The sequence below is a fragment of the Halorussus caseinilyticus genome (genome assembly GCF_029338395.1).
Taxonomy (GTDB): domain Archaea; phylum Halobacteriota; class Halobacteria; order Halobacteriales; family Haladaptataceae; genus Halorussus; species Halorussus caseinilyticus.
Map to the genome: position 1 here is coordinate 865,841 of NZ_CP119809.1, position 22,495 is coordinate 888,335.

Genomic DNA, 22,495 nt, shown 5'->3' on the forward strand with positions numbered 1-22,495 from the left:
TGCCACGGGGGACGTTTCGCCGAGCGTCCGTGGCGGTCCGTCGTCGGCGTTCCGGTCTCGGGTCGGAAGGCCGATTCGCCGGACAGGGACCGACTGTCGCCTCGTGTACCGCGATTGACCGCTCGATTGGGAGCGTCTACCGGACCGACGGCCGACCCTGTTTTCGGGTCGGTCGGTCGCCGAAGGTCGGCAGACGGCGTATAACGAAATGTCGAACGGCCGGAACTGAACTACGGGCTGGCCGGGGCGTGCGGTTCCCCCGCGTCGATTCGGCCAGCGACTTCCAGCGAGACACCGAACAATGTACAACGGAAACACAGTCGGCGTCGTCGTACCGGCGTACAACGAACAGGGGTTCGTCGGCGAGGTCATCGACTCCGTACCCGACTTCGTAGACCGAATCTACGTCGTAGACGACTGCTCGACCGACGGAACGTGGCGGGAGATACGGCGACACGCCGAGAAGGTCAATCACTCCGCGACCCGCCTCGAGGTTTCGCCGACGCTCGCGGACGGGGGTCTCGACTTCTCCGAGCGAGTCGTGCCGATTCGCCACGAGACGAACCGCGGCGTCGGCGGCGCAATCAAGACCGGCTATCGTCGGGCCTACGACGACGGGATGGACGTGACCGCCGTCGTCGCGGGCGACGGCCAGATGGACCCCGACCTGCTGGATAGACTCGTAGACCCCATCGTGGAACGGAAAGCCGACTACGCGAAGGGCACCCGCCTCCTCGACCCGGAATTCCGCGAGGGGATGCCCGCGTTTCGGCTGTTCGGCAACCGACTCCTCTCGGGTCTCACGAAAATCGCCAGCGGCTACTGGCGCACCACCGACCCGCAGAACGGCTACACCGCCATCTCCCACCGGGCGCTGGAGGAACTCGACGTAGAGAGCCTCTACGACGACTACGGCTTCGCCAACGAACTGCTCGTGCGACTCAACTGCCACGGGATGACCGTCGCGGACGTGGCGATTCCGGCCATCTACGGCGACGAGGAGAGTACCATCCGGTACCGTAGCTTCGTCCCGAAACTCTCGTGGCTCCTGTTGACCAACTTCCTCCACCGACAGCGGACCCAACTCGTCGAGTCCGGCGGGTGGGTCACGTCGCTCGGGTACGCGCTCGGTGCGGTCGGACTGCTCGCGGCAGTCGTCGCTGGTCTGCTCGCCGGTCTCGGCGCGTTCGCGGCCCTCGTCGTCGCGGGTCTCGTGTCGCTCGCGGTGGGCGCGTACTCCGACAGGACGAGCGGAGACGCCCTAGAACTCCGAGTGACCGACGCCGACGAGTAGGAGAAACAGATTTTTCGGTCAGACCGACGCGCCGGTCGGCATCCGGTCGTGGGTCCGCTTGGTCGGGAGCGACGCGAGTCTCGTCGGGTCGGTCGCAACCTCGACCACGAGGTCGGTGAGGTTCACCTTGTCCGCGAGGAACGTCTCGCGCTTGCGCGCCCACTCGCGGGCGACCCCCGACCGTCCGAGGAGGTCGGTCGCCGTCTCCATCACGGCGTCGAACTCCCGGCGGTTGAAGATGAGACCCTCGCGTTCGAGTTCGGCGAAGTTGCCCATGTCGCCGTCGCCGACGAAGGAGTTCGACCGAATCGCGGGCGTCCCCAACAGCGCCGCCTCGGTCACCATCGTCTGGGTGTCGGCGACCAGCAACGACGCCTCCGCGAGCGCGTCGTGGAGGAGCGCGGGATGCAGGTCGAACTCGCGGGCGGGCGTCTCCGAGAAGTCCATCTCCTCGCCCTCGTCGGAGACGAAGACGGTCGCGTCTTCGGCCAACTCCGCCACGAGTCGGCGGCGCTTCTCGGGCGTGAATCCGGCCTGTCCCACGTCGTGGTGCGAGCCGAAGGCGTTGAGCCGGACGACGACGAACTCCTCGTCCGGGCCGACGCCCAACTCCTCGCGCACGTCGCTCTGAGGTTCGTACTCGTCTGGATGGAGGTACGCACACTCCTTGAACCCGCGGAAGACGTGGTGTTTCTCGCCGAGGTCCTTGTCGAAGGTGTGGGGCGTGAGGTAGGCGTCGGCGAAGGGCCGCGAGATGGCGTGGTCGAGGTGGGTGTTCTCCGAGTCGGTGATGAGGACCACCGGCGCGTCGATGGCGGCCCCCGCGTGGGCGGCGTACGCGCCGACGCCAAAAATCTTGTCCGGGTCGTACGCTCGGGCCTCCCGGAGGATGGTGACGTAGTGGCTCGGAAGCTGTCGGGCCAGCGAGTACTTGCTGGTCGCCAGTTCGCCGTAGACGACGTGCGGGATGTCGTAGTAGTCGAGCAGGTCGAGCGTGCATCCGTAGTCGCGCGCCAGCACCAGCGTCTCGTGGCCACGCGCCTCTAACTCCGCGATGGCGTTGCGATAGAGGTGGACGTGGGCCGGGGTGTTCGTGAAGAACAGGTAGTTCATGTCTCGGATACGTATCGCCCCGACGAGGGTATTGTTCTACGGCGCGTTCCGTTTATTCAGATTCCGACAACCGATTTTTCCGGACCGCGTACGGCCGGTTCATCCTGTCGGTAATCGCGCCCTGTCGGGACGAAGGCGGCCGACGACGAGAAGAAGTGCTACCTCGAACCGCGCGGAGTCAGGAGCCGTCTTCGACCTGTACGGTCGCCGGGCCGTCGAGTTCGAAGGCCGTGATTTCGCCCGAGAAGCGGAACCCGTCCTTCCCGCCGATGACCCGACCGGAAATCTGGCCATCCGAGATGGTGTCGTGGTCGTTGACCGACCCGAGCGCCGCGCTCTTGCGGGCCGTGCCGCTGACCTCGAAGGTGTAGTCGCTGGCGAGTCGCGGCGCGTTGCTCCCGTCGATGACGAGTTTGTTCGGGAGCGAGAGGTCGGAGACGCCGACTTCCTCGCCGCCGTACCGGATGGTCCACTTGCTCTCGTCGAGGTCCATCGAAATCACGTCGCCGTCAACGAAGTACGAATCGCCGTAGCCGTTACCCGCGACGCCGGAGACGGTCACCGTGCCGTCGCCGTTGTCCGTCACGCTGTCGTTGCCCTCCGAGGCAACGTCGTCGGGCGACATGCGCTTTTGGACGCTTCCCTCGACGGTGAACTGGTAGGAGACACTCGACGTGTTCGAACCGGCGACGAGTTCGAGAACCGTGCCGGGGGCGTCCGAGTCGTCGGGTTCGCTGGTCGTGGAGTCGGACCCGGAACCGCCGTCGGCGCTCGACGTGCCGCTTGCGGCTTCCTCGGCGGTCATCGGGACGCCCGCGGGGACTCTGCTCGTGTCGGCGTCCGAACCCCACCGGGTGTTCTGCGAGAGGATTTCGGGGTCCCCGGCTCTGTTGTCCTGTTCGCGGCGGGCGGGCGACGTGCCGATGTCGGAGTCTCGGACCTCGACTGGACCCCACCACGCCCAGACGCCGCGGCTACTGATACTACCGGGACTCGAACAGCCAGCACCGCAGGGACGCGCGGTGCCGCCTTCCACCACGCAGTTCTCGACGTGGCAGGTCCGGCCGTCGCGCGACCCGACGCGGATGTTGGCGATGTTGTTGCTGTTGAAGTAGCTATCGTAGACGTTGACGACGCCGCCGTGACCCTGCGCGCCCGGACCGGTGCCGTACAGTCCGTTGTCGATGAAGTGGGCGATGTGGACGTTCCGGAAGTTCAGCGTGCCGTAGTGGGCGTTCGCGTTGACCCAGATACCGCCCTTGGCGGTCTGTGCGGTCTGGCCGTCGCCCATGTAGAGGTTCTCGACGGTGGCGGTGCCGCCCTTCGAGACCGCGGGCGTGAACAGGTAGTGGCCGCCGGGGTGGTTGCCCTTGAAGGCGACGTTCCTGACCGTCCACCCGTCACCCTTCGCGTAAATCTTCGCCGACGCGCCGTCGGCGGTCATGTCGATGAGGAGGTTCTCCAGCGTCTCGCCGCTTCCGACGCTGAACGTCTTCGTCCCACCGGCGGGAACCGTGACCGTCCGGTAGTCCGCCGCGTTCGCCACGTCGCTCGCGTTCGCCAGCGTCCCGACGCCGAGTGCGGCGGCGACGCCGGTTCCGGCGGCCCCCAAGAAGGAGCGCCGATTTACCGTCGTGTCGCACTGTTCGCGTTCGCGTGCTGTCTTGTCGCGTGCCATGCCACTTTCAAGGCTATCTTACTATATTACAAGCTTTGCGGTTTCGCTTCAATGGTAAATTAACGATTTATGTGCCATCTTCGTTCCCCCGTTGGGGACCGAATCGGGCGACGTTCCGGTCGAGCGCCGAAACCGCACTCGCCGCCGCGAGGTGGCGTCTTCTCGGCGAGCAAGGGGTGGTTAACGCGAGCGTTCCGGCGGTAATCGCGGCTTGTAGCTGGCGGAAATCCGCACGTATCGACAGCGAGGGACGACCAGTCCCGCGGGTCGTCGCGGTTCGGCGACTCCGAACCGCGACGGGACGGCGAGGGTCGGTCGTCCCGCCGCGTCGGGTCCCGGCCGAGCGAAGAAACGGTCAACGAGTTCTGCGTTGTTCCGGAACGCTTTTGGCCGAAACGACACTCACCAACGGATATGGCAGACGAAGAAACCAAAGCCGAACTCCGCGAGCAGTTCACCGAAGCGTTCGAAGGTGCCGACTACCCCGTCAGCAACCCGATGGACCTCGTTCCGGCGCTCCCCGATGGACCGGGCACGCGCTTCGAGGCGGGCGACGTTAGCTTCACCGCGATGGAACTGTCCACGAAGCTTTCGGACATACAGGACTTCCCCTACGACGATGTCGAGACGCTCGTCGACGACCTCATCGTGGGACTGGACGAGAAGGACATGCTGTAACTACTCGTCTTCTTCTTCACCCTCGTCCTCGGGTAGCGCGACCAGTAGGACCTCCCACACGTCCTGCTGGTGATTGAACTCGCTGTCGAGGACCCTATCGTTCTCGCCGATTGGAATCGGCTGTTGCGGGTGTGATACTTCCAGCCACGTTACCGTCGGCTCGGTGATGTCCATCTCGGCGATGTCGTCTGGTTGCCGAGCGACATCGGTCTGTTCACCCATCTCGCGTTCCCCCGGACCTGTCGGTGTACCTTGACGTTCCACGGTAATCTCCCCGTCGCTCCGTACCACAGCATCCCATAAAACCTTGCTGGCGCGCCCGGCCGAGACTCGACTCGTCACCTGCCGGGACCGCCCGTGGACTTCGGAAGCGACAAGTTCCGACCGGCCCAAGGACCGACGATGAAACGGCCGACCGCTCGAACGCTGGCCGGGGGATTCGCACTGCTCGCCGGGACGCAGTTCGTCGGGACTGCGCTCGCCCACGGCGGCGGCCTGCGCGCGGCCGCGGGGTCGCTTTCGGTTCCGACGTGGCTCTTCCTGCTGACCGGCGGCGGCGTCGTCGGCGCGTCGTTCCTGCTCGCCAGTTTCGTCACCGACCGGGCGTTCATCCGGGCGGTTCACGGCTGGCGGCGGGTCGCCGGTGGACGACCCGACGGCGCGGTGACGGTGACGCGCCTCGTCTCGGTCGCGGGACTGGTCGGGGTCGTCGCGGTCGGCTTCCTCGGACCGGAGTCGATGTTTCGGAACGCCGCCATCCTCTTCGTCTGGGTCGGGTGGTGGGCCGGGTACGTCGCCACGGTCTACCTCGTCGGCAACAGTTGGCCCGCGCTGAACCCGTGGCGGGCAATCGCCGAGTGGATGCCGTCGCTCGACCGAGACTACCTCGACGGACTCGGTGCGTGGCCGAGCGTCGTCGGTCTGCTCGCGCTGGTGTGGTTGGAAGTCGTGAGTCCGCTGGCCGACGACCCTCGACTGCTGTCGTGGGTCGTCGTGGGCTACTCGACTGTCACGCTGGCGGGCGCGCTTCTCGTCGGCCCGGACCGGTGGTTCGGGAGCGTGGACCCCGTGGCGCGACTGTTCCGATACTACGGCAGTGTCGCGCCGATTGGTCGGAACGAAGAGGGGTCGCTGGAACTCCGAGCGCCGGGGATGGCGCTGACCGACGCCCGACTCGCCGACGGTCGGGACGAAGTGGCGTTCGTGGTGGCGATTCTGTGGGTCACGACCTACGACGGGTTCGTCGGGACGCCGCTGTGGTCGGACATCGCTCGGGGCACGGTGGGTCTGGGTCTGCCCGCCGCCGTCCTCTACCCGGCCGGACTGCTCGCGGGGTACGCCCTCTTTCTGGGGGTCTACTGGCTCGCGGCCCGCTACTCCCGGCGGACCGCCGAGACGTACCTCACGCCCGACGCTATCGCGCGCCGGTTCGCGCCCTCGCTTCTGCCCATCGCGGCGGGCTATCACCTCGCGCACTTCCTCGGCCTGTTCGTCTCGCTGTCGCCCGCGTTCCTCTCGGCACTGTCGAACCCGCTGAACCCGCCCATCAACCCCTCGGTGGTCGTCCTGCCGAGTTGGTTCGGAGGGCTGGCGGTGGCGTTCGTCCTGTTGGGCCACCTGCTGGCGGTGTGGGTCGCGCACGCGAGCGCGTACGAAGTGTTTCCGGGCCGGTTGCAGGCAGTCCGGAGCCAGTACCCCTTCGTCGTCGTGATGGTGCTGTACACCATGACCAGTCTCTGGATAGTCTCCGCACCGAGCGCCGAACCGCCGTTCGTCTGAGCCATGACCGGAGAACCCACCTACGACACCGACGTGCCGCCGGGCGAATCGTCCGCCGACTGCCCCTACTGCGACCGACCGCTGGAGAGCGAGGAGCTGCTCGTCCTCCACGAGGGTCTGGACCACTGGGAGCGACTCGACGAGGACCGACGCGAACAGTTCCGCGAGACCTACCAGCGCGAGAGCGACGACCTGCGAGGGTTCCGACTCAAGATGCTCGGACTGCTGGTGGTGGTCTACTTCGTCTTCCTGTTCGTCTACTCGTGGCAGACGACCGACCCCTACAGCGTGATTTCGCTGGTGTTCGTCTGAGGGGTGCGAGACGGAGTGTGGTGACGGCGTGGCGTACTCGCGGAGTGATGTGCGGTCGGCGCGCGCTGGCGCGGCTTTATGCCGCGCCATCGTCGCGCGAGGGATGAGCATCGCAGGGAGGAACGACCTGAGGGAGTGACGACCGAGACGCGCAATCGGTTGGGGAGGCGTGTGGCCCGCGGTAGCGGGGCGGGGCGGGGCGGTGCGGTATGATTGGTTCAAGCCTGTAGTTAGCTCCGATGACTCATTGACGTGTTCGAGCCTGTAGCTAGCTCCGATGAGTCGTTCACGGCGGTAGATTCCGGCACGTACACGTTCAGACCACCCTCCGAGACCGCTCAACCTCGGAGCGGTGCCCTTTAGTCTCGGCCCTCCCGAGTCGTAGCTATGGACGAACAACCCGGACTGAGTGACGAATACCGCAAAGCGAGTCCGTGGCCGGTGTTCGTCGCCTTCGGACTCGCCATCTTCGAGGTCGGCATCGTGTGGCCACTCTTCCCCGTCGCGGTCGGCGGTCTCCTGCTGTTCGTTGGGAGCGTCGTGGGCATCCTCCGCGAGTCGGGCTACATCGCCGACCCGTGGAAGGGACTGGTCGCCGCGTCGGTCCTCTGTCTCGGCGTCGGCGGTCTCATCGCGTACGCGACGACCGGGTCGGTCCACCTCCGCGGGGTCGCCATCCTCGTCGGCGGCATCATCATCCTCTTCGGCGGCGTCTTCGGGAGTTTCTGGCAACCGAATAGCGTGTAGAACTAGAAGTTTGTTTCTTCGAGAATTGCTTTTCGTTGTTAGGAGTCATTATAGTTGTCTCTGATGTGGTTGTAGTTGTTTCCCGCGTCGTTTTCGTTGGGTTCGTCTCTGTTGTTCGCTCCGTACTGTCACCGCGAGCGCGCGGCCCCTTTCATCCACCCACACCGGGGTTTGGTCGGCCGGGCGTTCGCTGGCGGTTGGGCGGGCGGGCGCGACCGGTGGAACGTGTCGGCGGGCGCGTCCCGTGGACTGGTCGGTCGAGCGTGCCCCACGGAGAAGTCAATCGCCTATCACCTATCCGATTCACGCCGCCGAAGGGGGTACCGAACCCATCCCACCGGCCCGGAGCGTGGCGTTCGGCGTCGGAGGGAATCGCCAACCTATTTGATACCCCGGTGGCTACCGACGTACATGGCAACCCCCATCTTCGAACGGGAGACGTGGCTCGACATCTCGGTCAACATCATCCCGCTCTTCATCATCGGCTTCTTCGTCGCGCTGTTCGCCGTCGCATCGCCGTGGGCAATCGAAGGGCTGACCTCCATCCTCGGGTTCGCCCTGCTGGTCGTTCCCTTCGTCCTGCTGGCGTACCTGACCTACATCGCCGCCCGTCTCATCGAGGACGCCGAGGCGGAGTGAGTCCGACGAATCGGTCCTGATTCTTCCGGTATCGTTCGAGTACGTGTCGAAGACGCGACGGTGACGCGTTCGGAACAGGTCTCCGTAACGTTTGAGACCAGTTGACACGAAATTCCGCGACTGGGCGGGGGCGTATCCTAACCTTTCTTTACCTTGTAGTCCTGACCAAGGCGTATGGTAGAAGCCGGGCAAATCGCACTCACCGTCATCATGGGGGTACTCCTCTTCGGAGTCGCCGCGTTCCTCACCCGACTCGAGGACTGGCGCTCCTACACGCCCCTCTCGACTGGCGGTGGCTACGTCGGCGAACAGACTGGGCAGGCACACCACGAGAAGCCTGCCGGAATCGTGCGTTGGCTAACCACCGTAGACCACAAGGACATCGGTCTCCTCTACGGTCTCTACGGTCTCGTCGCGTTCACGTGGGGCGGCATCGCCGTCCTCCTGATGCGGGCAGAACTGGCCGCGCCCGCCGAGGACTTCATCGGGGCGAACTTCTACAACGCCCTGCTGACGACCCACGGTATCACGATGCTGTTCCTGTTCGGGACGCCCATCATCGCGGCGTTCGGGAACTACTTCATCCCGCTACTCATCGGCGCGGACGACATGGCGTTCCCCCGCATCAACGCCATCGCGTTCTGGTTGCTCCCGCCCGCGGCGGTCCTCATCTGGGCTGGCTTCCCGCTGGCGTCGTTGACCGAGACTATCGACCCGGCCCAGACTTCGTGGACGATGTACACGCCGCTGTCGGTCGAACAGACCAACCCCGGCGTGGACCTGATGTTACTCGGGTTACACCTCTCAGGGGTGTCGGCGACGATGGGGGCGATAAACTTCATCGCCACCATCTTCACCGAGCGCGGTGACGACGTTGGCTGGGAGAGCCTCGACATCTTCTCGTGGACGATGATTACCCAGTCGGGACTCATCCTGTTCTCGTTCCCCCTGCTCGGGAGCGCCCTCGTGATGCTCCTGCTCGACCGGAACTTCGGGACCCTCTTCTTCGCGGCCGAAGGCGGCGGTCCCATCCTGTGGCAACACCTGTTCTGGTTCTTCGGCCACCCCGAAGTGTACATCCTCGTGTTGCCCCCGATGGGTCTCGTCAGCCTCATCCTGCCGCGGTTCGCGGGCCGAAAGCTGTTCGGGTTCAAGTTCGTCGTCTACTCGACGCTCGCCATCGGCGTCCTGTCGTTCGGCGTCTGGGCGCATCACATGTTCAGCACGGGCATCGACCCCCGGATTCGCGCGTCGTTCATGGCGGTGTCGTTGGCGATTGCGGTGCCGAGCGCAGTCAAGGTGTTCAACTGGATTACGACGATGTGGAACGGCAAACTCCGGCTAACCGCGCCGATGCTGTTCACCATCGGGTTCGTCCAGAACTTCATCCTCGGCGGCGTCACCGGCGTCTTCCTCGCGTCCATCCCGGTTGACCTCGTGCTTCACGACACCTACTACGTCGTCGGCCACTTCCACTTCATCGTCATGGGTGCCATCGCGGTGGCCGGGTTCGCGGGCATCTACTACTGGTTCCCGCTGTTCACCGGTCGGATGTACCAGAAGACGCTCGCCAAGTGGCACTTCTGGCTCACGATGATTGGGAGCAACGTGACGTTCATCGCCATGCTCCTGCTGGGTTACGGCGGGATGCCGCGTCGGTACGCCACCTACCTCCCGCAGTTCACCGACATGCACCTCGTCGCCACCGTGGGCGCGTTCATCATGGGCTTCGGTCAGCTCATCTTCGTCTACAACCTGCTGGTCTCGTGGCTCGAAGGCCCGCTCGTGGAGAGCGGCGACCCGTGGGACCTCGAAGAGACCGGAATGAAGACCAAAGAGTGGGCGTGGTTCGAGCGCAAGCGCGAGACCGCCCTCACCGACGGCGGCGAAGAAGTCGCCGAAGACGAATAGCCCAGAAGCGACTCGTTTTTCGTTCTTTTTCGCCGACCAGCGCGAGCTATCGCCGGAACTCGTCGGCGTAGTCGGCGACGTACTCCCGGAGCGTCCGGGGGTTCCGGTCGAGGAGGCGCGAGGCGTCGTCGGTGGGGTAAAAGCAGATTCTTCTCCGCGCCGAGGACCGACAGGTAGGCGATTCGCTCGACGCCGGTCCGGACCGCGGCGTCCGCGAACGTCGTGAGGTGGCGCTTCACGTCGCTGACCGCGGGCGGGCGCATCAGGAAGAGTCGGTCGGCGTCCGCGAGCGCCCGGCCCCACGTCCCGGGTCGCTCGAAGTCGAACTCCGCGAGTTCGACGTGTTCGTCGAATCGCTCTCGTGTCCCCGCGGGGTCGCGCACTGCCGCACGTACCCGCACGCCCCGGTCCGCGAGTGCGCGCACGACGTGCGACCGACGGTGCCGGTCGCGCCAGTCACGAGAACCGTCTCGGACTCAGATTCCGAGGAGTCACAGGTCTCGTCTCGAGTCACGTTACCGCCAGCACGATGCCCATGGCGAACATGAGAACGGCGATGCCCCCCAGAAGGTAGGCCAGCATATCTTTCTCGGACATACCGGAGGTAGGGGCCGTCCGGATGAAAAGGCTAATCCTTCCGCCGCCCGGACTCCCGGACGTGAGCGAGACGTTCGGCGGACGGTCGTTCGTGGTCGGGTTCTACGGCGTCATCGTCACCCTGACCGGCGTGGTCGGCGCGGTACTCGGCGTGGCGGGTCCCGACGACCTGACCGCCGTGAAACTTCTCGGTCTGGTCGAACTCCAGCCGACGCCGCTGGGTCTGGCGGTCTACGGCATGGTCACGGTGGGTCTGGCGCTCGGCGTTCCGCTGGCGCTGGTCGTCCTCGTCTCGAAACGGGCCGACGCCGAGCGACCCGGTGGGAACACTTGAACGCGTCCGCCGGAAGTTTTACGCCGCGTTCGTTCCAACGTCGCCGACGTGGATAGCGTCGAACTCAGCACCGTCGTCTACGTGCCGCCCGAGGAGGCCTACGACTTTCTCGTGGACTTTCGCGGATACGCCGACTACTCCAAGCATCTCGGCCGGGTCGAGCGTCACGGCGAGGGCGGTCCCGGAACCGAGTACGACATTCATCTCGAGTGGTGGAAACTGAACTACGTCGTCCGGTCGGAAGTGACCGACTTCGAACCGCCCGAGCGCATCGGGTGGAAAATCGTCAAGGACCTCCGCGCGCACGGCGAGTGGGTAGTCGAACCCGCGCCAGAAGAGGCCCCGCCCGACAGGGAGTCGGCCTCGCGGGTGCGACTCGTCGTGAAGTTCGACGCGGACTCGGCGAGTTCCGACATGCTCGATTTGCCGCGACTCGTCTCGCTCGACTGGGTAATCGGCAAGGTGCGACCACTCGTCCGCAAGGAGGCCGAGCGCGTCGTCGCGCGCATCGTCGAGGACCTCGAAGGCGAGCGCCGCGAAGTCGAACTGACGCTCCACGAATCGCCGGACACCGTGTAGCGCCGCGGAGCGACCGCTCGACGCGGTACGCCCAAAAAAGCGAAACGAAGCGAAACCGCGACTGCGTTACTCGGCCTGTCCGTAGTCGCCGCCGTACTTCATGAAGAAGTACGCCAGTCCGAGCGTGAACACCAGTGCGGCCGTCGTAGCGATGCTGAGCGTCTTCGCGCTACTCGGGATTGCCGGGCCGCTACTCCCCGAGGAGGCACCGCCCTCTTGGACGGTGATACTGGCGGTCATCCCGGCGGTCTTGTGGGGTTGACAGAAGTACTCGTAGGTGCCGGTCGTCTCGAAGGTGTGGCTGTACTCGTGACCGGTGTTGTACGTCTTGCTCGCGCCGCCCTTCGTCCCCTCCCAACCCGCGCCGTCGGGTTGGCTCTCCACGACGATGTTGTGGTTGTCCGACTCCCAGACGAAGTTGACCGTCGTGCCGGGCGCGATAGTCAAGTCGGCGGGTTCGTAGACGAGACTCCCGCCGGGACCGACTGCAACTTCCTGAGTGCCACCGCCGCCACCGCCTTCTTCTTGTGCGGCGGCGGTTCCCGCCGCACCCGCGGCCGCCGCGGTTCCCGTGGCGGCCCGCATGAATCCACGCCGCGTGACCGACTCGCTTCCTTCCGTACTCATACTCGGGGCTAACGGTGGTGGGTACTCTATACTTTCGATACGACCCCACCTTTTTCGTCGTCGGGTGTCCTCGGGCGCTCACTTCGTTCGCGCCCTGCGGCACCGCTCCTCGAAAAAGCTGGACCAAAAGTCCCGCTCGCTCCTCCCTTCGGTCGTCGCTCGCGGTCGAATCGCCAGTTCGACGGCCCGACGACCGAGCGACCGGCAGGGAGCGAGGGTCGTAGTCGGACAAACGTCTCGGTTTGCGAAAGAAACAACTTTCGTGCTTAGAGAACGGAAGAGATTGTCCTTCCGGCCGCGCTCGACGGCCCGTCGCTTGGCCGGGACCGACCTACAGGCTGTAGTCGTGGTCGCCCGTCTCGGTTTCGAGGAACGCCGTCAGGAGGTCGATGGTCGCCTCCACGTCGGCGTGGTGGACGCTCTCGGTGACGGTGTGGAGGTAGCGCGTCGGGACCGAGATGGCTCCGACGGGTTTCGCGCCGTGGGTGTTCTGGAAGCCCGAGGTGTCGGTCGCGCCCGAGGGAAGCACCTCCATCTGGTGGTCGATGCCGCGGTCCTCGGCGACCGACCGCATCCGTCGGTGGACCTTCGGCGTCGTGACGACGCTGGAGTCTTTGAGCTTAATCGCCGCGCCCTCTCCGAGTTCCGTCACGTACTCGCTCTCCTTGCGGACCGCGGGGATGTCGTTTGCGACCGTCACGTCGAGCGCGACCGCGAGGTCCGGGTCTACGTCCGTGCTGACGGCGGGCGCGCCGCGGACGCCCAGTTCCTCTTGGACCGTCGCGCAGAAGTGGACCGTCACGTCGGGGTCGTCGAGTCGCTTGGCCGCTTCGAGCATGGCGAACAGGCACACCCGGTCGTCCAGCGCCTTCCCGGTCACGTTGTCGCCGACCCGCACCGTGGTCTGTTCCATGCTCACGAGGTCACCGACCGAGACTCGCTCTTCGACCTCCTCGGCGGGGAGTCCGAGGTCGATTGCCACGTCGTCGATGTCGAACTCCTCCTCGTCGTCTTGGACGTGGGTCGGAATCGACCCGATGACGCCCGTGAGGTCCTCGTCGGGGGTGTGAACCGTCACGCGCTGAGCGCGGAGTACGTCGGGGTCCCACCCGCCGAGCGTGTCGATTTCGAGGAAGCCCTCGTCGGTGACGTGTTTGACCATGAAGCCGATTTCGTCCATGTGGGCCGCGATAGCGACCTCGTAGTCGCCAGACCCCTCTATCGTCCCGACGACGTTGCCCATCGGGTCGGTATGGACCGAATCGGCCACGCCCTCGAATTCCCGGCGGACGAGGTTCCGAACTCGGTCCTCGTAGCCCGGCACGCCGCTGGTCTCGGTGAGTTCCCGCAACAGGTCGAAGTCGAAATCCATGTGAACCACTGGCGTCCCGCATAGCTTAAAACCGTCTTTCCCGTTCTCGGACCGCTCGCTACGCCCCGCCGTGCGCACGCCTCGGTGGTCCGTCCCGCCGGGCGCGTCCCCTCAGGCCTCCTCGATGGTGTCGAGGACTCGCTGTGAGAGGTCCACGTCCGAGAGTTCGCCGCGGTCGTGAGCGACTAACCACTCGCTATCCGCGCGCCACGCGCCGCGGTGGTCCCCGTCGATGTCGGCGACGGTGCCGCGCACGTCGGTCGGGTCCCACCCGTCGTCGGCCAGCGCAAGCAGACGGTTCAGGACCCGGCCTACCTCCTGATGGGGAACTCCCTCGCCGGGCGTGGCCGTCTCGTAGTCGATTCGGAGCGTCCCGTCGTCGGTTTCGAGGTGGGTGACGTAGACGCCGTGGCTCATCAGTCGCTGTTCCAGTCGCTCGCGGAGGTCCTCGTCGTCCATGCGTGATGATACGGGTCGAAGCGGGTAAACGACTCGTTACCAGAAGTCGTGGAAGTCCCGCGGCGCGACGCAGGCGCAGGTCACTGTCGGGTCGAGTACGTCGTCTACCGGCATCGACTCGCCACACTCCGTACAGACGACGGTCGTTCCTTCGTTCCCTCGATAGCGGCGTAGTGCGTGCGCGCCGATGACCGCTCCGGCGGCGATACCGACGAACCCTGCGAGCGCCTTGTCGAACAGCGCAGTCTCGCGTGCCATGCGCTCCCGAGGTTGGCCCACAAACTTAAACCCATTGACGGCGGAAAAACAACACAATTCCGTCGCGTCCGCGAAGTTGCAACCTTTTTGTCACCGTCCCCGATAGCCACTCTCATGGACGACCCTCTGGAAGACGACGAGAACGCGCTGGTGAAACTCACCTCGTTGCTCGTTCTCGGCGTCGGACTCGCCGGACTCTTTCTGGGCTACGACTGGTTCTGGCTCGCGTTCGTACTCGGGTTCGCGGTTCTCGTCCCAATCGTGAAAGTCGTGACGCGCGCGCTCGGCATCGGTACGACCCCGGAGACGAGCGACCACGTTCCGCGGAGTCGGACCGCCGACGAACCCGACTCGAAGCAGGACGCCCTCGACACCCTCCGGAACCGATACGCCCGCGGGGACCTCACCGAAGCGGAGTTCGAGCGGAAGGTCGAAGCCCTGCTCGACACCGAGACCCCCGAGAGCGCGCGCAAGCGGGTTGAGCGCGGGCGTGGCGAGCGCGAGCGAACGCGGGCAGACGCCCGCGACCGGACGGACGCGACCTTCGAAACCGACGAGAACGCGTGAACGCCGCGCCTCGAGGGGGTCGCCGCTCGGCGACCGACAGACGCCACATATAATAGGCCGGTCGAAACAGATACAGGTACATGGTAGGGTTCCTGAACTTCGTCATCGGATTCGTCGTAAGCCTCCTCATCGGGGCGTTCGGCATCTACGTCGGCGCGCGCGTCATCGCCGACCGGGACGACTACGAGTACGCAATCCTGACCGCGCTCGTCGGCGCGTTCGTCTGGTGGTTGGTCGCGGGCCTGTTCAGCATCATCCCCATCGTCGGCGGTCTCATCGGGTCGGTTCTCGGCCTGCTGGCGTGGGTGTACGTCATCAACGCCCGCTACCCCGGCGGATGGGGCAACGCCGTCGGCATCGCACTGGTCGCGTACCTCACCGTCTGGGTCGTGTTGGTCCTGCTCAACTCGGTCGGTCTCCTCGCGTCCGGCGCGCTCGGCGTCCCCGGACTGTAGCCCGACTACTTCTCGTACCCCAGTTCCTCGCTCACGAGGTCCGCGGCGTTGCGTATCGCGCCCACCGACGATAGGTATCCGGCTCCGACGGTGGTCTTCAGTGCTTTCGCGGCCGTCCCCGTGAGGACCGTCGGACCGACTTGGGCGACTGCGCCGTCGCCCACCGACACCAACCACCCCGGCGAGTCGAACGCGAAGGGGTCGAGTCGCGGTTCGAAGATGTCCTCTCCCTCCCGGTCGTAGCTCACGAGGCGAGCGACGTTCTCGGCGACTGCGCGGGCCTCGCGGACCGCCGCCTGCGCGCTGGCCGGTACCGGTTCCCCGTCGGCGTCCACAACGCGGGCCGCGTCGCCGACGACGAAGGTGCCGTCGCCGAGGCGCAGGGTGTTTTTTACGTCGGGGCGCTCGCCGTCCAACGCCGCGGGGCCGCGGATGCCGCCCGTCCAGACGAACTGGTCGTAGTCGAGTCGCTTGCCCGAGTCGAGTTCGATGGCCGAGTCGTCCGCCGAGGCGACGGCCGTGTTCGTCCGAATCTCCACGTCGCGGTCTTCGAGTTGGTCTCGGACCGCCGCCTGAAAGTTCTCGGGGAACGCAGGTGCGACGCTGTCGAACTGTTCGAGGAGAGTGATGGTCGTCGTCTCGCGGGCGTCCTCCTCCCACGCGAGCGCCGCGAGTTCGCCCGCGACCTGAATCCCCGAGAGACCCGCGCCGCCGACCACGACGCGACTGTTCGACTCGCGCGCGCGACCGGTCTCCAACACGTCGAGGAAGTCCGCGCGGATGCGCTCGGCGTGGTCGAGCGTCTTGAGCGGCGTGGCGCGCTCCTCGACGCCCGGCAGGTCGTAGAACGCGGTCTCGGCTCCGAGACAGACCGCGCCGTAGTCGTAGTCGATGGTCTCGCCCGACGCCAGCGTGACGACGCCAGCGTCGGGGTCCACGTCGGCGACTTCGGCCTGCCGGACCTCCGCGCGGTCCAGCACGTCTTCGAGGTCGACGACGATTTCGTCGGCCAGCGACGGGCGGCGAATCACCCGGTGGAGTTCGTGCTGGACGAGGTGGCGGCCGGTCTTCTCGATTACGAGAATCTCCACGTCGTCGGGGACGGTGCGCTCCAGTTTTCGGGCGAGGGTCAGTCCGGCGTAGCCCGCGCCGAGGACAGCGAGTCGCATTCGGCCGTGGGTAAGGGGCCGACCGGCTTAGAAGTGAGGGGACGACGCGCTCAGCGGTCGATTGGTTCTCGACAGGGTATAGCAGACAGTAGTTACGAAGGTTACTGACTTACGTAGTAACGCTAATTACGTCGTGTACACTACGTACTCCCATGTCAATCGACATCGACACCTTCGAGGAGAAGAGCGAGAGCGAACTCGCCGACATGACGAACGGCGAGCGAGTCCTCCGATTTCTGGCACACAACGACAACCGCGCGTTCAAGCCAGCGGAAATCGCCGAGCAGACGGGCGTGAACAAAAACTCCATCGGCAACGTCCTCGGGCGTCTCGAAGACCGCGAACTCGTCCGCCACAAGGGACCGTACTGGGCTATCACCGACGACGAGGAACGACTTGCGTCGTTCAGCACGTACTTCCAGACGACTTCCGCACTCAACGAGCGTCTCGGCGAAGAAGACCCCGACGAGTGGGCCGCACACGCACCGGACGAACCGCATCCGAACGCTGGACGGGAGAGCGACGACGAATGAAGTACGACCGAGGCGATGTCGTCTACGGTCGGGACCCCTTCGACAACAGTACGGACGCCCGGCCGTGGCTGATAGTCTCCGACGACTCCCACCCGTTCTACGGAAAACAGTACGTCGCCCTCACACTGACCTCGAAATCGTGGTACGACGAAGGGTTCGAGTTGTGCGACGAACACTGGATTCGCGGCGGAATGCCAGCGCAGAGCAAGGTCGTGACGTGGGGGTTCGCTTCACCGGACCACGACGACCTCGACCACGACCGGTGGCAAGGGACGCTCGAAACTGAGGTAGTCGATGCCTGCGTCGAACAGGCGACCGACTACATGGGTCGCTGACGCCGGTTCAGAACAACGCTTCGCTCTCGTCCAGAACCCGGGCGGGACCGCCGACTTCCCACACCATCGTCTCGACGCCGCAGTCGGCGACGACTTCCTCGACTCTCTCGACGTACTCGTCGGTCGTGTTGACGTAGACGCTCGCGCCGGTGTCCGTCGAGAAGTAGACCGGCACGTCCTCTTCCTCGCGGAGTTCCCTGACGGCGTTGAAGATGGCTAAGGTGTCGGGTTTCCAGTAGACCCACCCCGCGGGACCGGTCATGGTCGTCGCGGCCAGCGACAGCGAGTCGTGTTCGGCCGTCTCGAAGACGCGCTGGAAGTCGCCCTCGCGGAGCGCGTCGCGCATCTCGGCGAGTTGGTCGTGGATGTGCGCGAGGCGGGCCTCGAACATGTGGCTGTCGGCGGCCTCGCGGTGGGCGTGTTCGGTCTCCTTGTAGGCGGGGACGAGTCCCGCGACGATGCGCAGGTCGTCTTCGAGCGGCGAGTCGAGGCGCTCGGACCGGCAGTCCTCGTCGTTGAGTCCGGCGTGGAGGTCCGAGAACCCGCCGGTGACGGCGCGGGCGGCCGAGGAGGACCCGCGGCGCGCGATGGTCGAGATTTCGGGCCGGGAGAGACCGAGGTCGGCGGCCTCCGCGAGCGCCGTCGCGGCCGCGGCGAACCCGGACGACGAGGACCCGAGACCCACGTTCGACGGGAAGGAGTTCTCGCTCTCCAGTCGGACGGGGTAGTCGGCGTGGTCGGCGTCGGCGCGCGCCCGGACCTCCGCGACGACGTTCGCCACGCGGTCGGCCTCGTGGTCGGCGAGTTCTTCCCCGCCGACGACGAAGGTGTCCGAGTCGAGTTCGGGGTCGAACTCGACGGTGGTCTTGGTGTGACTCGGCGCGGTGCAGACGCTGATGCTGTCGTGGTAGGGGAGTCGCAACTGCTCGTCGCGCATCCCGTGGTACTTGACCAACCCTTGGATGGGGTGGGCTTTCGCGGTTGCCTTCATGCTTGGACCGGTGTGGGAAGAGAGGTTAAAACTCTCGGTACTCCGATAGTGTTCTCGGGTGGACGGTACGGCGAGGGACGCGGGATGGATGGCTTCGCATATCCATTTGATTGTTAGAAGTTGGTATAGTTGTCTTTTCGGTGGTTGAAGTTAGCCGAATCGGTGATGCGGGGTCCGTCTCGCGGCATCGACGCCGGAGGACTGGCTACTGTTGAAGTTGCGTGGACGACGACACGGCACCGCAACTACTCACCGTGATTCGGAGGAATTGACCCGGCGAGAGCTAACTTCAGGCTTGAACCTACGAGAGTTGTCCAGCACTGCGACCGTGAACGGTGGAAGACGCGACGAGAGCTAACTTCAGGCTTGAACCAATGAGAACCGCAACCACAACCGCAACCGCAACCGCGACCGCAACCGCGACCGCAACCGCACCGCGACGGCCACATCCTCCCCAACCGACTGCGTTGCTCACTTCGTTGCGCTACTCGTCCCTCGCGCGGTGAGCGCGACACGCTTACGCGGTCGCGCCCGCACGCGCCGGACCGAAAATCGGGTCGCCCTACCATCCGGTAAAATCGGGTCGCCCTACCATCCGGTCAATCCGCCTCGGCGCGCGTGGGCGAAGTCTCCATCCTCTGCAAGTCGCTCACGACGTACAGCGCCGCCAGCGCCGAGAGGAACGGGAGCGGCAGAATCCAGTAGTCGATGAGCGTGCGCACGAGGAACGGCAGGGCCGCGAGCGCCGCCGCCGCGACGAGTCCGAGGCGGAAGGGAGTCCGCTCGGTCCGTAGGGTGTGGGTGACTCCCAGTACCGCACCGAAGAGAACCGGGACGATTGGTGCGCTGTGGAGACCGAACCGGGCGAACCAGAGGCGCGGACGGGCGACCAGCCACGACCGGGCCAGATAGCTCGCCGGTTCCGTGCCGCCGCCGACGCCGGTCCGGTCGCCCCACGCGGGTTCGGTCTCGACGCCCGTCGGCAGACCGTAGGTCCAGTTGAGACCCGCCAGTAGCGACTCTTGGCCCCAGATGCCGAAGACGGCCGCCCACGCGAGCGCGGTCACGCCGACGCCGCCCGCGCAGAACGCCGCGACTCGCCGGGCGTCGAACCGCGAGCGGGCGACGACCGGGTAGGCGACCAGCGGAAGCAGGAAGACGACGTACTGGGTGAACAACCCGGCCGCCGCGAACAGCACGCCGCGGACGCTCGGTCTCGACGCGAGCAGACTTCCGAGCAGGAACAGAACCGCGAAACTCCGGACGTTGATGTAGTAGCCCGAAACGGGGTAGAGCGCCAGCAGGTGGATGCCGCCCGCGGCCACCCCCACGCGCCAGTCGGCCCGCGAGACGTATCGGTACAGGAGGTACGCGCCGCCGAAGTTGCAGAGTCCGACCGCGAGGAGAAACACCGGCAGATAGAGGTCGCCTAGCGACTCGATTGCCACGTCCGCCAGCAGGAACCCCGGCGGTTTGTTCGTCGCCGCGCCGTCGAAGTACAGCGGCGTTCCGGAGTTGACGGCCTCGGCCAACGGCCGATAGGAGTGTTCGGCGTCCTTGTCGAGCGTCGCGTCGCCGAACGCGACGTGGCCGTATCTCGCGGCGGCGTTCGCCAGCGAGACGACGAGGTAGACGAGACTCACCCGCCAGTTGCGACCGTCCATATGCAGTTCGTTTCACTTTCTGTATTTGTTATCTTCGATACTGTTCGGCGTTTCAGTTTGGATTTCACGACGGCAAGACGTGAGCGCGGATAAGCCGAATAGCTCAAACCCTCCCCGTCCCACGCGTGTCACATGGGAGAGCCACTCGACACCCGCGACGCCCAAGCCGAGGAGGTCATCGACCGACTCTACGACGAGTATCCCGACACGACTATCTCGCTCGACTTCTCGAATCGCCTCGAACTCCTGATTGCGGTGATGCTCTCGGCCCAGTGTACCGACGAGCGCGTGAACAAAGAGACCGCCCACCTCTTCGAGAAGTACGAGACAGTCGAGGATTACGCCGAGGCCGACGTGGACGAACTTTCCGAGGACATCGGGTCTATCACCTACCACAACAGCAAGGCCGACTACATCGTCTCCTCGGCCCGGACCATGCTCGACGAGTACGACGGCGAGGTCCCGGACACGATGGACGAGTTGACCGAACTCAAGGGCGTCGGGCGAAAGACCGCCAACGTCGTCCTCCAGCACGGCCACGACATCGTAGAGGGCATCGTCGTGGACACCCACGTCCAGCGACTCACCCGTCGCCTCGGCATCACCGAGGACGAGCGCCCCGAAGACATCGAGGAGGACCTGATGGGCATCGTCCCCGAGGAACACTGGCAACAGTTCACGCACCTCTGCATCAGCCACGGCCGAGCGACCTGCACCGCGCGCAACCCCGACTGTGGCGACTGCGTGCTGGAGGACATCTGTCCGTCCTCGAAACTCGACCACGACGTTGACCTCGCCAGCGGCGAGGCGTGGTGAGAAGCGACAAGCACGCTCGCGTCGGGGCGACTCGTCAGTACAGGAAGTAGTCGCTGACGAACCGGACCATCCCGACGAGCCACGCCAGCATCCAGAAGAGGACGTACCCCGCGACGCCGACGCGGAGTCGCCCCCGCCACGCGCCCATGTTCTCGTGGAGGTCGTCTATCTCCACGTCACGGTCGGCCGCGCCGCGTTCGTACATGTCGTGTTGACGCTTGACCTGAAAGATGCGGACGATGCCCGTCAGCGCGACCAACAGCATGGCGTAGGCCTGCAACCCCAGAAAGACGTGGAGTGCCGCGAACCCGCCGAGTTGGTCGAGAAAGCGCGGGGCCATCCACGTCACCACGGGCACCGTGGTCAGCAACAACCCCACCGTGATGAACTTGAGGTGGTGTATCAGCACGTCCCACGTCACCACCTCTTGGTCGAGGATGTACCACGCGCCGTAGAGGTAGAAGGGGAAACTGGCGGTGACGACGAGGGCAACCACGGTCGCAACCAGCGTCTCGCTCGCCATGCGCGGCGATTAGGAGCGAGGGTGGATAAGGGGTGCGAAGTGAGCGTGAGGCGGCCCTCCGGTCCCGACGGTGTTCTCCCAGTCCGAAGTCACGTCGCGGCGCTTATGCCGCTTCAGGTGTGAGTTTCGGACGATGACCGACGCCTCGGACGACCCGGCGGGCGAACGACCCGCGGACGCCCCGGAGACGCGCGAAGAGGCTTCCCCGGAGTCGCGGGACGATTCCCCGGCGTCACGGGACGACGGCGACCGACTCACCGCCGAGGAAATCGAGGAGAAGTACGACTTCGAGAACTTCGGCCCGCGCGAGATGGCCGAGATGAGCTACGAGGAGTGGCAGGTGGCCTTCGACCACGACTCGTGGATAACCGGCGAGAAGCTCTTAGACAGGGTGGAGGCCGACCTCAAGAGCAGGGTCGCCGACCGCGACGTGTTCGCCGTCGTCGAGCGCATCGAACAGGAGGGCGAACCCCAACTGCTCGCGTACTCCGACGAGGGGTACGCCGTGGTCTACCCCGACGGGAGCGTCGAGGGGAGCGGCACCGTCCTCCGGGACGTGAAGCCCTCCGTCGCGCTGGCGTCGATGGAGAGTTACGAGGTGCCCGACCCGCCCGAGGGCGACGTGCTTCCCGAACCCGCCGAGGTGCCCGAAGGCTCCGGGAAACTCGGCAACCAGTTGATGCAGGTCGTCGCCGCGGTCCACGTCCTCGCGGGAGTCGCGCTGTTCGCCGCGTGGATTGCGATGGGCCTTCCGCTCGTCGCGGCGGTGGCCGCGTTCGGCTTCTTCTTCTTCGGCGTGTTCGTCTTCCTGTTGGTGGCCAACGCCCGACTCTCCGACCGGTTCCGTGCCGAGGAGTACCGAAACCGTCTCCGCGCGGTGGGTCTCGAAGACGACGAGCGACCCGATTTCCTCCCCGGCGAGGAGGGTCCGGTCCCCGAGGACCACCCCGAGCGTCCGGGCGACGGGACGGCCGAAACCGAGGTTTCTTCGGCGTCCGACGGCCGTAACTAGGCCGCACTCGGCGCGTCGGCGTCGAAAACCCCGCTACGGCGGCATCGGTGGCT

26 protein-coding genes and 1 pseudogene are annotated in these 22,495 nt (G+C 65.6%); 15 read left to right on the forward strand and 12 right to left on the reverse strand.

The window, feature by feature from the left end; genetic code table 11:
• Window positions 1-301 precede the first annotated feature (301 nt).
• Window positions 302-1,294, forward strand: a complete 993-nt coding sequence (locus P2T60_RS04440; protein ID WP_276281353.1) for a glycosyltransferase family 2 protein — start codon at window positions 302-304, stop codon at window positions 1,292-1,294.
• An 18-nt stretch (window positions 1,295-1,312) separates the two neighbouring features.
• Here the strand turns inward: P2T60_RS04440 and P2T60_RS04445 are convergent, their stop codons facing one another.
• Together P2T60_RS04445 and P2T60_RS04450 are read right to left on the reverse strand one after the other, a co-directional pair.
• The gene (locus tag P2T60_RS04445) at window positions 1,313-2,407 is read right to left on the reverse strand and encodes a DUF354 domain-containing protein (protein ID WP_276281354.1); all 1,095 of its coding nucleotides are present in this window, start codon (window positions 2,405-2,407) and stop codon (window positions 1,313-1,315) included.
• 178 nt (window positions 2,408-2,585) lie between these two features.
• Complete coding sequence (locus tag P2T60_RS04450) at window positions 2,586-4,085, reverse strand: hypothetical protein (RefSeq protein WP_276281355.1); 1,500 nt, start codon at window positions 4,083-4,085, stop codon at window positions 2,586-2,588.
• 414 nt (window positions 4,086-4,499) lie between these two features.
• On the opposite strand from P2T60_RS04450, the gene P2T60_RS04455 reads away from it, so the two are divergent.
• Entirely contained in the window at window positions 4,500-4,763 is a 264-nt protein-coding gene (locus tag P2T60_RS04455) for an MTH865 family protein (protein ID WP_276281356.1), read from the forward strand.
• Here P2T60_RS04455 and P2T60_RS04460 read toward each other — a convergent pair whose 3' ends face one another.
• Window positions 4,764-4,985 (reverse strand): hypothetical protein, encoded by a 222-nt coding sequence (locus tag P2T60_RS04460; protein ID WP_276281357.1) that lies wholly within the window; start codon window positions 4,983-4,985, stop codon window positions 4,764-4,766.
• Window positions 4,986-5,165: 180 nt separating this feature from the next.
• On the opposite strand from P2T60_RS04460, the gene P2T60_RS04465 reads away from it, so the two are divergent.
• The 5 genes from P2T60_RS04465 to ctaD all read left to right on the forward strand — a co-directional run bounded on the left by P2T60_RS04465 (window position 5,166) and on the right by ctaD (window position 10,151).
• Window positions 5,166-6,542: a hypothetical protein gene (locus P2T60_RS04465; RefSeq protein ID WP_276281358.1), complete on the forward strand. Its 1,377-nt coding sequence runs from the start codon at window positions 5,166-5,168 to the stop codon at window positions 6,540-6,542.
• A gap of 3 nt (window positions 6,543-6,545) precedes the next feature.
• Window positions 6,546-6,854 (forward strand): DUF7410 domain-containing protein, encoded by a 309-nt coding sequence (locus P2T60_RS04470; RefSeq protein WP_276281359.1) that lies wholly within the window; start codon window positions 6,546-6,548, stop codon window positions 6,852-6,854.
• Window positions 6,855-7,241: 387 nt separating this feature from the next.
• Complete coding sequence (locus P2T60_RS04475; protein WP_276281360.1) at window positions 7,242-7,601, forward strand: DUF7541 family protein; 360 nt, start codon at window positions 7,242-7,244, stop codon at window positions 7,599-7,601.
• Window positions 7,602-8,012: 411 nt separating this feature from the next.
• Window positions 8,013-8,240 (forward strand): DUF6684 family protein, encoded by a 228-nt coding sequence (locus P2T60_RS04480; protein ID WP_276281361.1) that lies wholly within the window; start codon window positions 8,013-8,015, stop codon window positions 8,238-8,240.
• Between the two features lie 174 nt (window positions 8,241-8,414).
• Entirely contained in the window at window positions 8,415-10,151 is a 1,737-nt protein-coding gene (gene ctaD / locus P2T60_RS04485; protein WP_276281362.1) for a cytochrome c oxidase subunit I, read from the forward strand.
• Window positions 10,152-10,357: 206 nt separating this feature from the next.
• Here the strand turns inward: ctaD and P2T60_RS04490 are convergent.
• Window positions 10,358-10,576, reverse strand: a pseudogene (locus P2T60_RS04490) (SDR family NAD(P)-dependent oxidoreductase); the annotation flags it as partial.
• A gap of 194 nt (window positions 10,577-10,770) precedes the next feature.
• On the opposite strand from P2T60_RS04490, the gene P2T60_RS04495 reads away from it, so the two are divergent.
• On the forward strand, window positions 10,771-11,082 hold the full coding sequence (locus tag P2T60_RS04495) for a DUF7520 family protein (protein ID WP_337250836.1): 312 nt from the start codon (window positions 10,771-10,773) through the stop codon (window positions 11,080-11,082).
• Window positions 11,083-11,130: 48 nt separating this feature from the next.
• Window positions 11,131-11,661 carry an SRPBCC family protein gene (locus tag P2T60_RS04500; RefSeq protein WP_276281363.1) on the forward strand — a complete coding sequence of 177 codons (531 nt, stop codon included), beginning with the start codon at window positions 11,131-11,133 and terminating at the stop codon, window positions 11,659-11,661.
• 66 nt (window positions 11,662-11,727) lie between these two features.
• On the opposite strand, the gene P2T60_RS04505 is transcribed toward P2T60_RS04500, so the two are convergent.
• The 4 genes from P2T60_RS04505 to P2T60_RS04520 all read right to left on the reverse strand — a co-directional run bounded on the left by P2T60_RS04505 (window position 11,728) and on the right by P2T60_RS04520 (window position 14,377).
• Complete coding sequence (locus P2T60_RS04505; protein WP_276281364.1) at window positions 11,728-12,288, reverse strand: plastocyanin/azurin family copper-binding protein; 561 nt, start codon at window positions 12,286-12,288, stop codon at window positions 11,728-11,730.
• 331 nt (window positions 12,289-12,619) lie between these two features.
• Entirely contained in the window at window positions 12,620-13,660 is a 1,041-nt protein-coding gene (locus P2T60_RS04510; protein WP_276281365.1) for a M42 family metallopeptidase, read from the reverse strand.
• 111 nt (window positions 13,661-13,771) lie between these two features.
• On the reverse strand, window positions 13,772-14,119 hold the full coding sequence (locus tag P2T60_RS04515; protein ID WP_276281366.1) for a DUF8159 domain-containing protein: 348 nt from the start codon (window positions 14,117-14,119) through the stop codon (window positions 13,772-13,774).
• A gap of 36 nt (window positions 14,120-14,155) precedes the next feature.
• Window positions 14,156-14,377: a hypothetical protein gene (locus P2T60_RS04520; protein ID WP_276281367.1), complete on the reverse strand. Its 222-nt coding sequence runs from the start codon at window positions 14,375-14,377 to the stop codon at window positions 14,156-14,158.
• 114 nt (window positions 14,378-14,491) lie between these two features.
• Here P2T60_RS04520 and P2T60_RS04525 point away from each other — a divergent pair, with 114 nt between their 5' ends.
• A complete protein-coding gene (locus tag P2T60_RS04525) occupies window positions 14,492-14,944 on the forward strand; it encodes an SHOCT domain-containing protein (RefSeq protein ID WP_276281368.1) in 453 nt (150 codons plus the stop codon).
• A gap of 80 nt (window positions 14,945-15,024) precedes the next feature.
• The gene (locus tag P2T60_RS04530) at window positions 15,025-15,399 is read left to right on the forward strand and encodes a hypothetical protein (RefSeq protein WP_276281369.1); all 375 of its coding nucleotides are present in this window, start codon (window positions 15,025-15,027) and stop codon (window positions 15,397-15,399) included.
• A gap of 5 nt (window positions 15,400-15,404) precedes the next feature.
• Here the strand turns inward: P2T60_RS04530 and P2T60_RS04535 are convergent, their stop codons facing one another.
• Window positions 15,405-16,568, reverse strand: a complete 1,164-nt coding sequence (locus P2T60_RS04535) for an NAD(P)/FAD-dependent oxidoreductase (RefSeq protein ID WP_276281370.1) — start codon at window positions 16,566-16,568, stop codon at window positions 15,405-15,407.
• A gap of 152 nt (window positions 16,569-16,720) precedes the next feature.
• Between P2T60_RS04535 and P2T60_RS04540 the strand changes: the two genes are divergently transcribed.
• A complete protein-coding gene (locus P2T60_RS04540) occupies window positions 16,721-17,101 on the forward strand; it encodes a MarR family transcriptional regulator (protein ID WP_276281371.1) in 381 nt (126 codons plus the stop codon).
• Complete coding sequence (locus tag P2T60_RS04545; protein ID WP_276281372.1) at window positions 17,098-17,436, forward strand: type II toxin-antitoxin system PemK/MazF family toxin; 339 nt, start codon at window positions 17,098-17,100, stop codon at window positions 17,434-17,436. The genes P2T60_RS04540 and P2T60_RS04545 overlap by 4 nt, the downstream gene beginning before the upstream one ends.
• A gap of 7 nt (window positions 17,437-17,443) precedes the next feature.
• On the opposite strand, the gene mvaD is transcribed toward P2T60_RS04545, so the two are convergent.
• Window positions 17,444-18,427 carry a phosphomevalonate decarboxylase MvaD gene (gene mvaD, locus P2T60_RS04550; RefSeq protein ID WP_276281373.1) on the reverse strand — a complete coding sequence of 328 codons (984 nt, stop codon included), beginning with the start codon at window positions 18,425-18,427 and terminating at the stop codon, window positions 17,444-17,446.
• A gap of 599 nt (window positions 18,428-19,026) precedes the next feature.
• Complete coding sequence (locus tag P2T60_RS04555) at window positions 19,027-20,091, reverse strand: hypothetical protein (RefSeq protein ID WP_276281374.1); 1,065 nt, start codon at window positions 20,089-20,091, stop codon at window positions 19,027-19,029.
• Between the two features lie 132 nt (window positions 20,092-20,223).
• Here P2T60_RS04555 and nth point away from each other — a divergent pair, with 132 nt between their 5' ends.
• Window positions 20,224-20,907: an endonuclease III gene (nth, locus tag P2T60_RS04560; RefSeq protein ID WP_276281375.1), complete on the forward strand. Its 684-nt coding sequence runs from the start codon at window positions 20,224-20,226 to the stop codon at window positions 20,905-20,907.
• Between the two features lie 34 nt (window positions 20,908-20,941).
• Here the strand turns inward: nth and P2T60_RS04565 are convergent, their stop codons facing one another.
• On the reverse strand, window positions 20,942-21,430 hold the full coding sequence (locus P2T60_RS04565) for a DUF7321 family protein (protein WP_276281376.1): 489 nt from the start codon (window positions 21,428-21,430) through the stop codon (window positions 20,942-20,944).
• A 133-nt stretch (window positions 21,431-21,563) separates the two neighbouring features.
• Between P2T60_RS04565 and P2T60_RS04570 the strand changes: the two genes are divergently transcribed.
• Entirely contained in the window at window positions 21,564-22,442 is an 879-nt protein-coding gene (locus P2T60_RS04570; protein WP_276281377.1) for a DUF7319 domain-containing protein, read from the forward strand.
• Window positions 22,443-22,495: the final 53 nt, after the last annotated feature.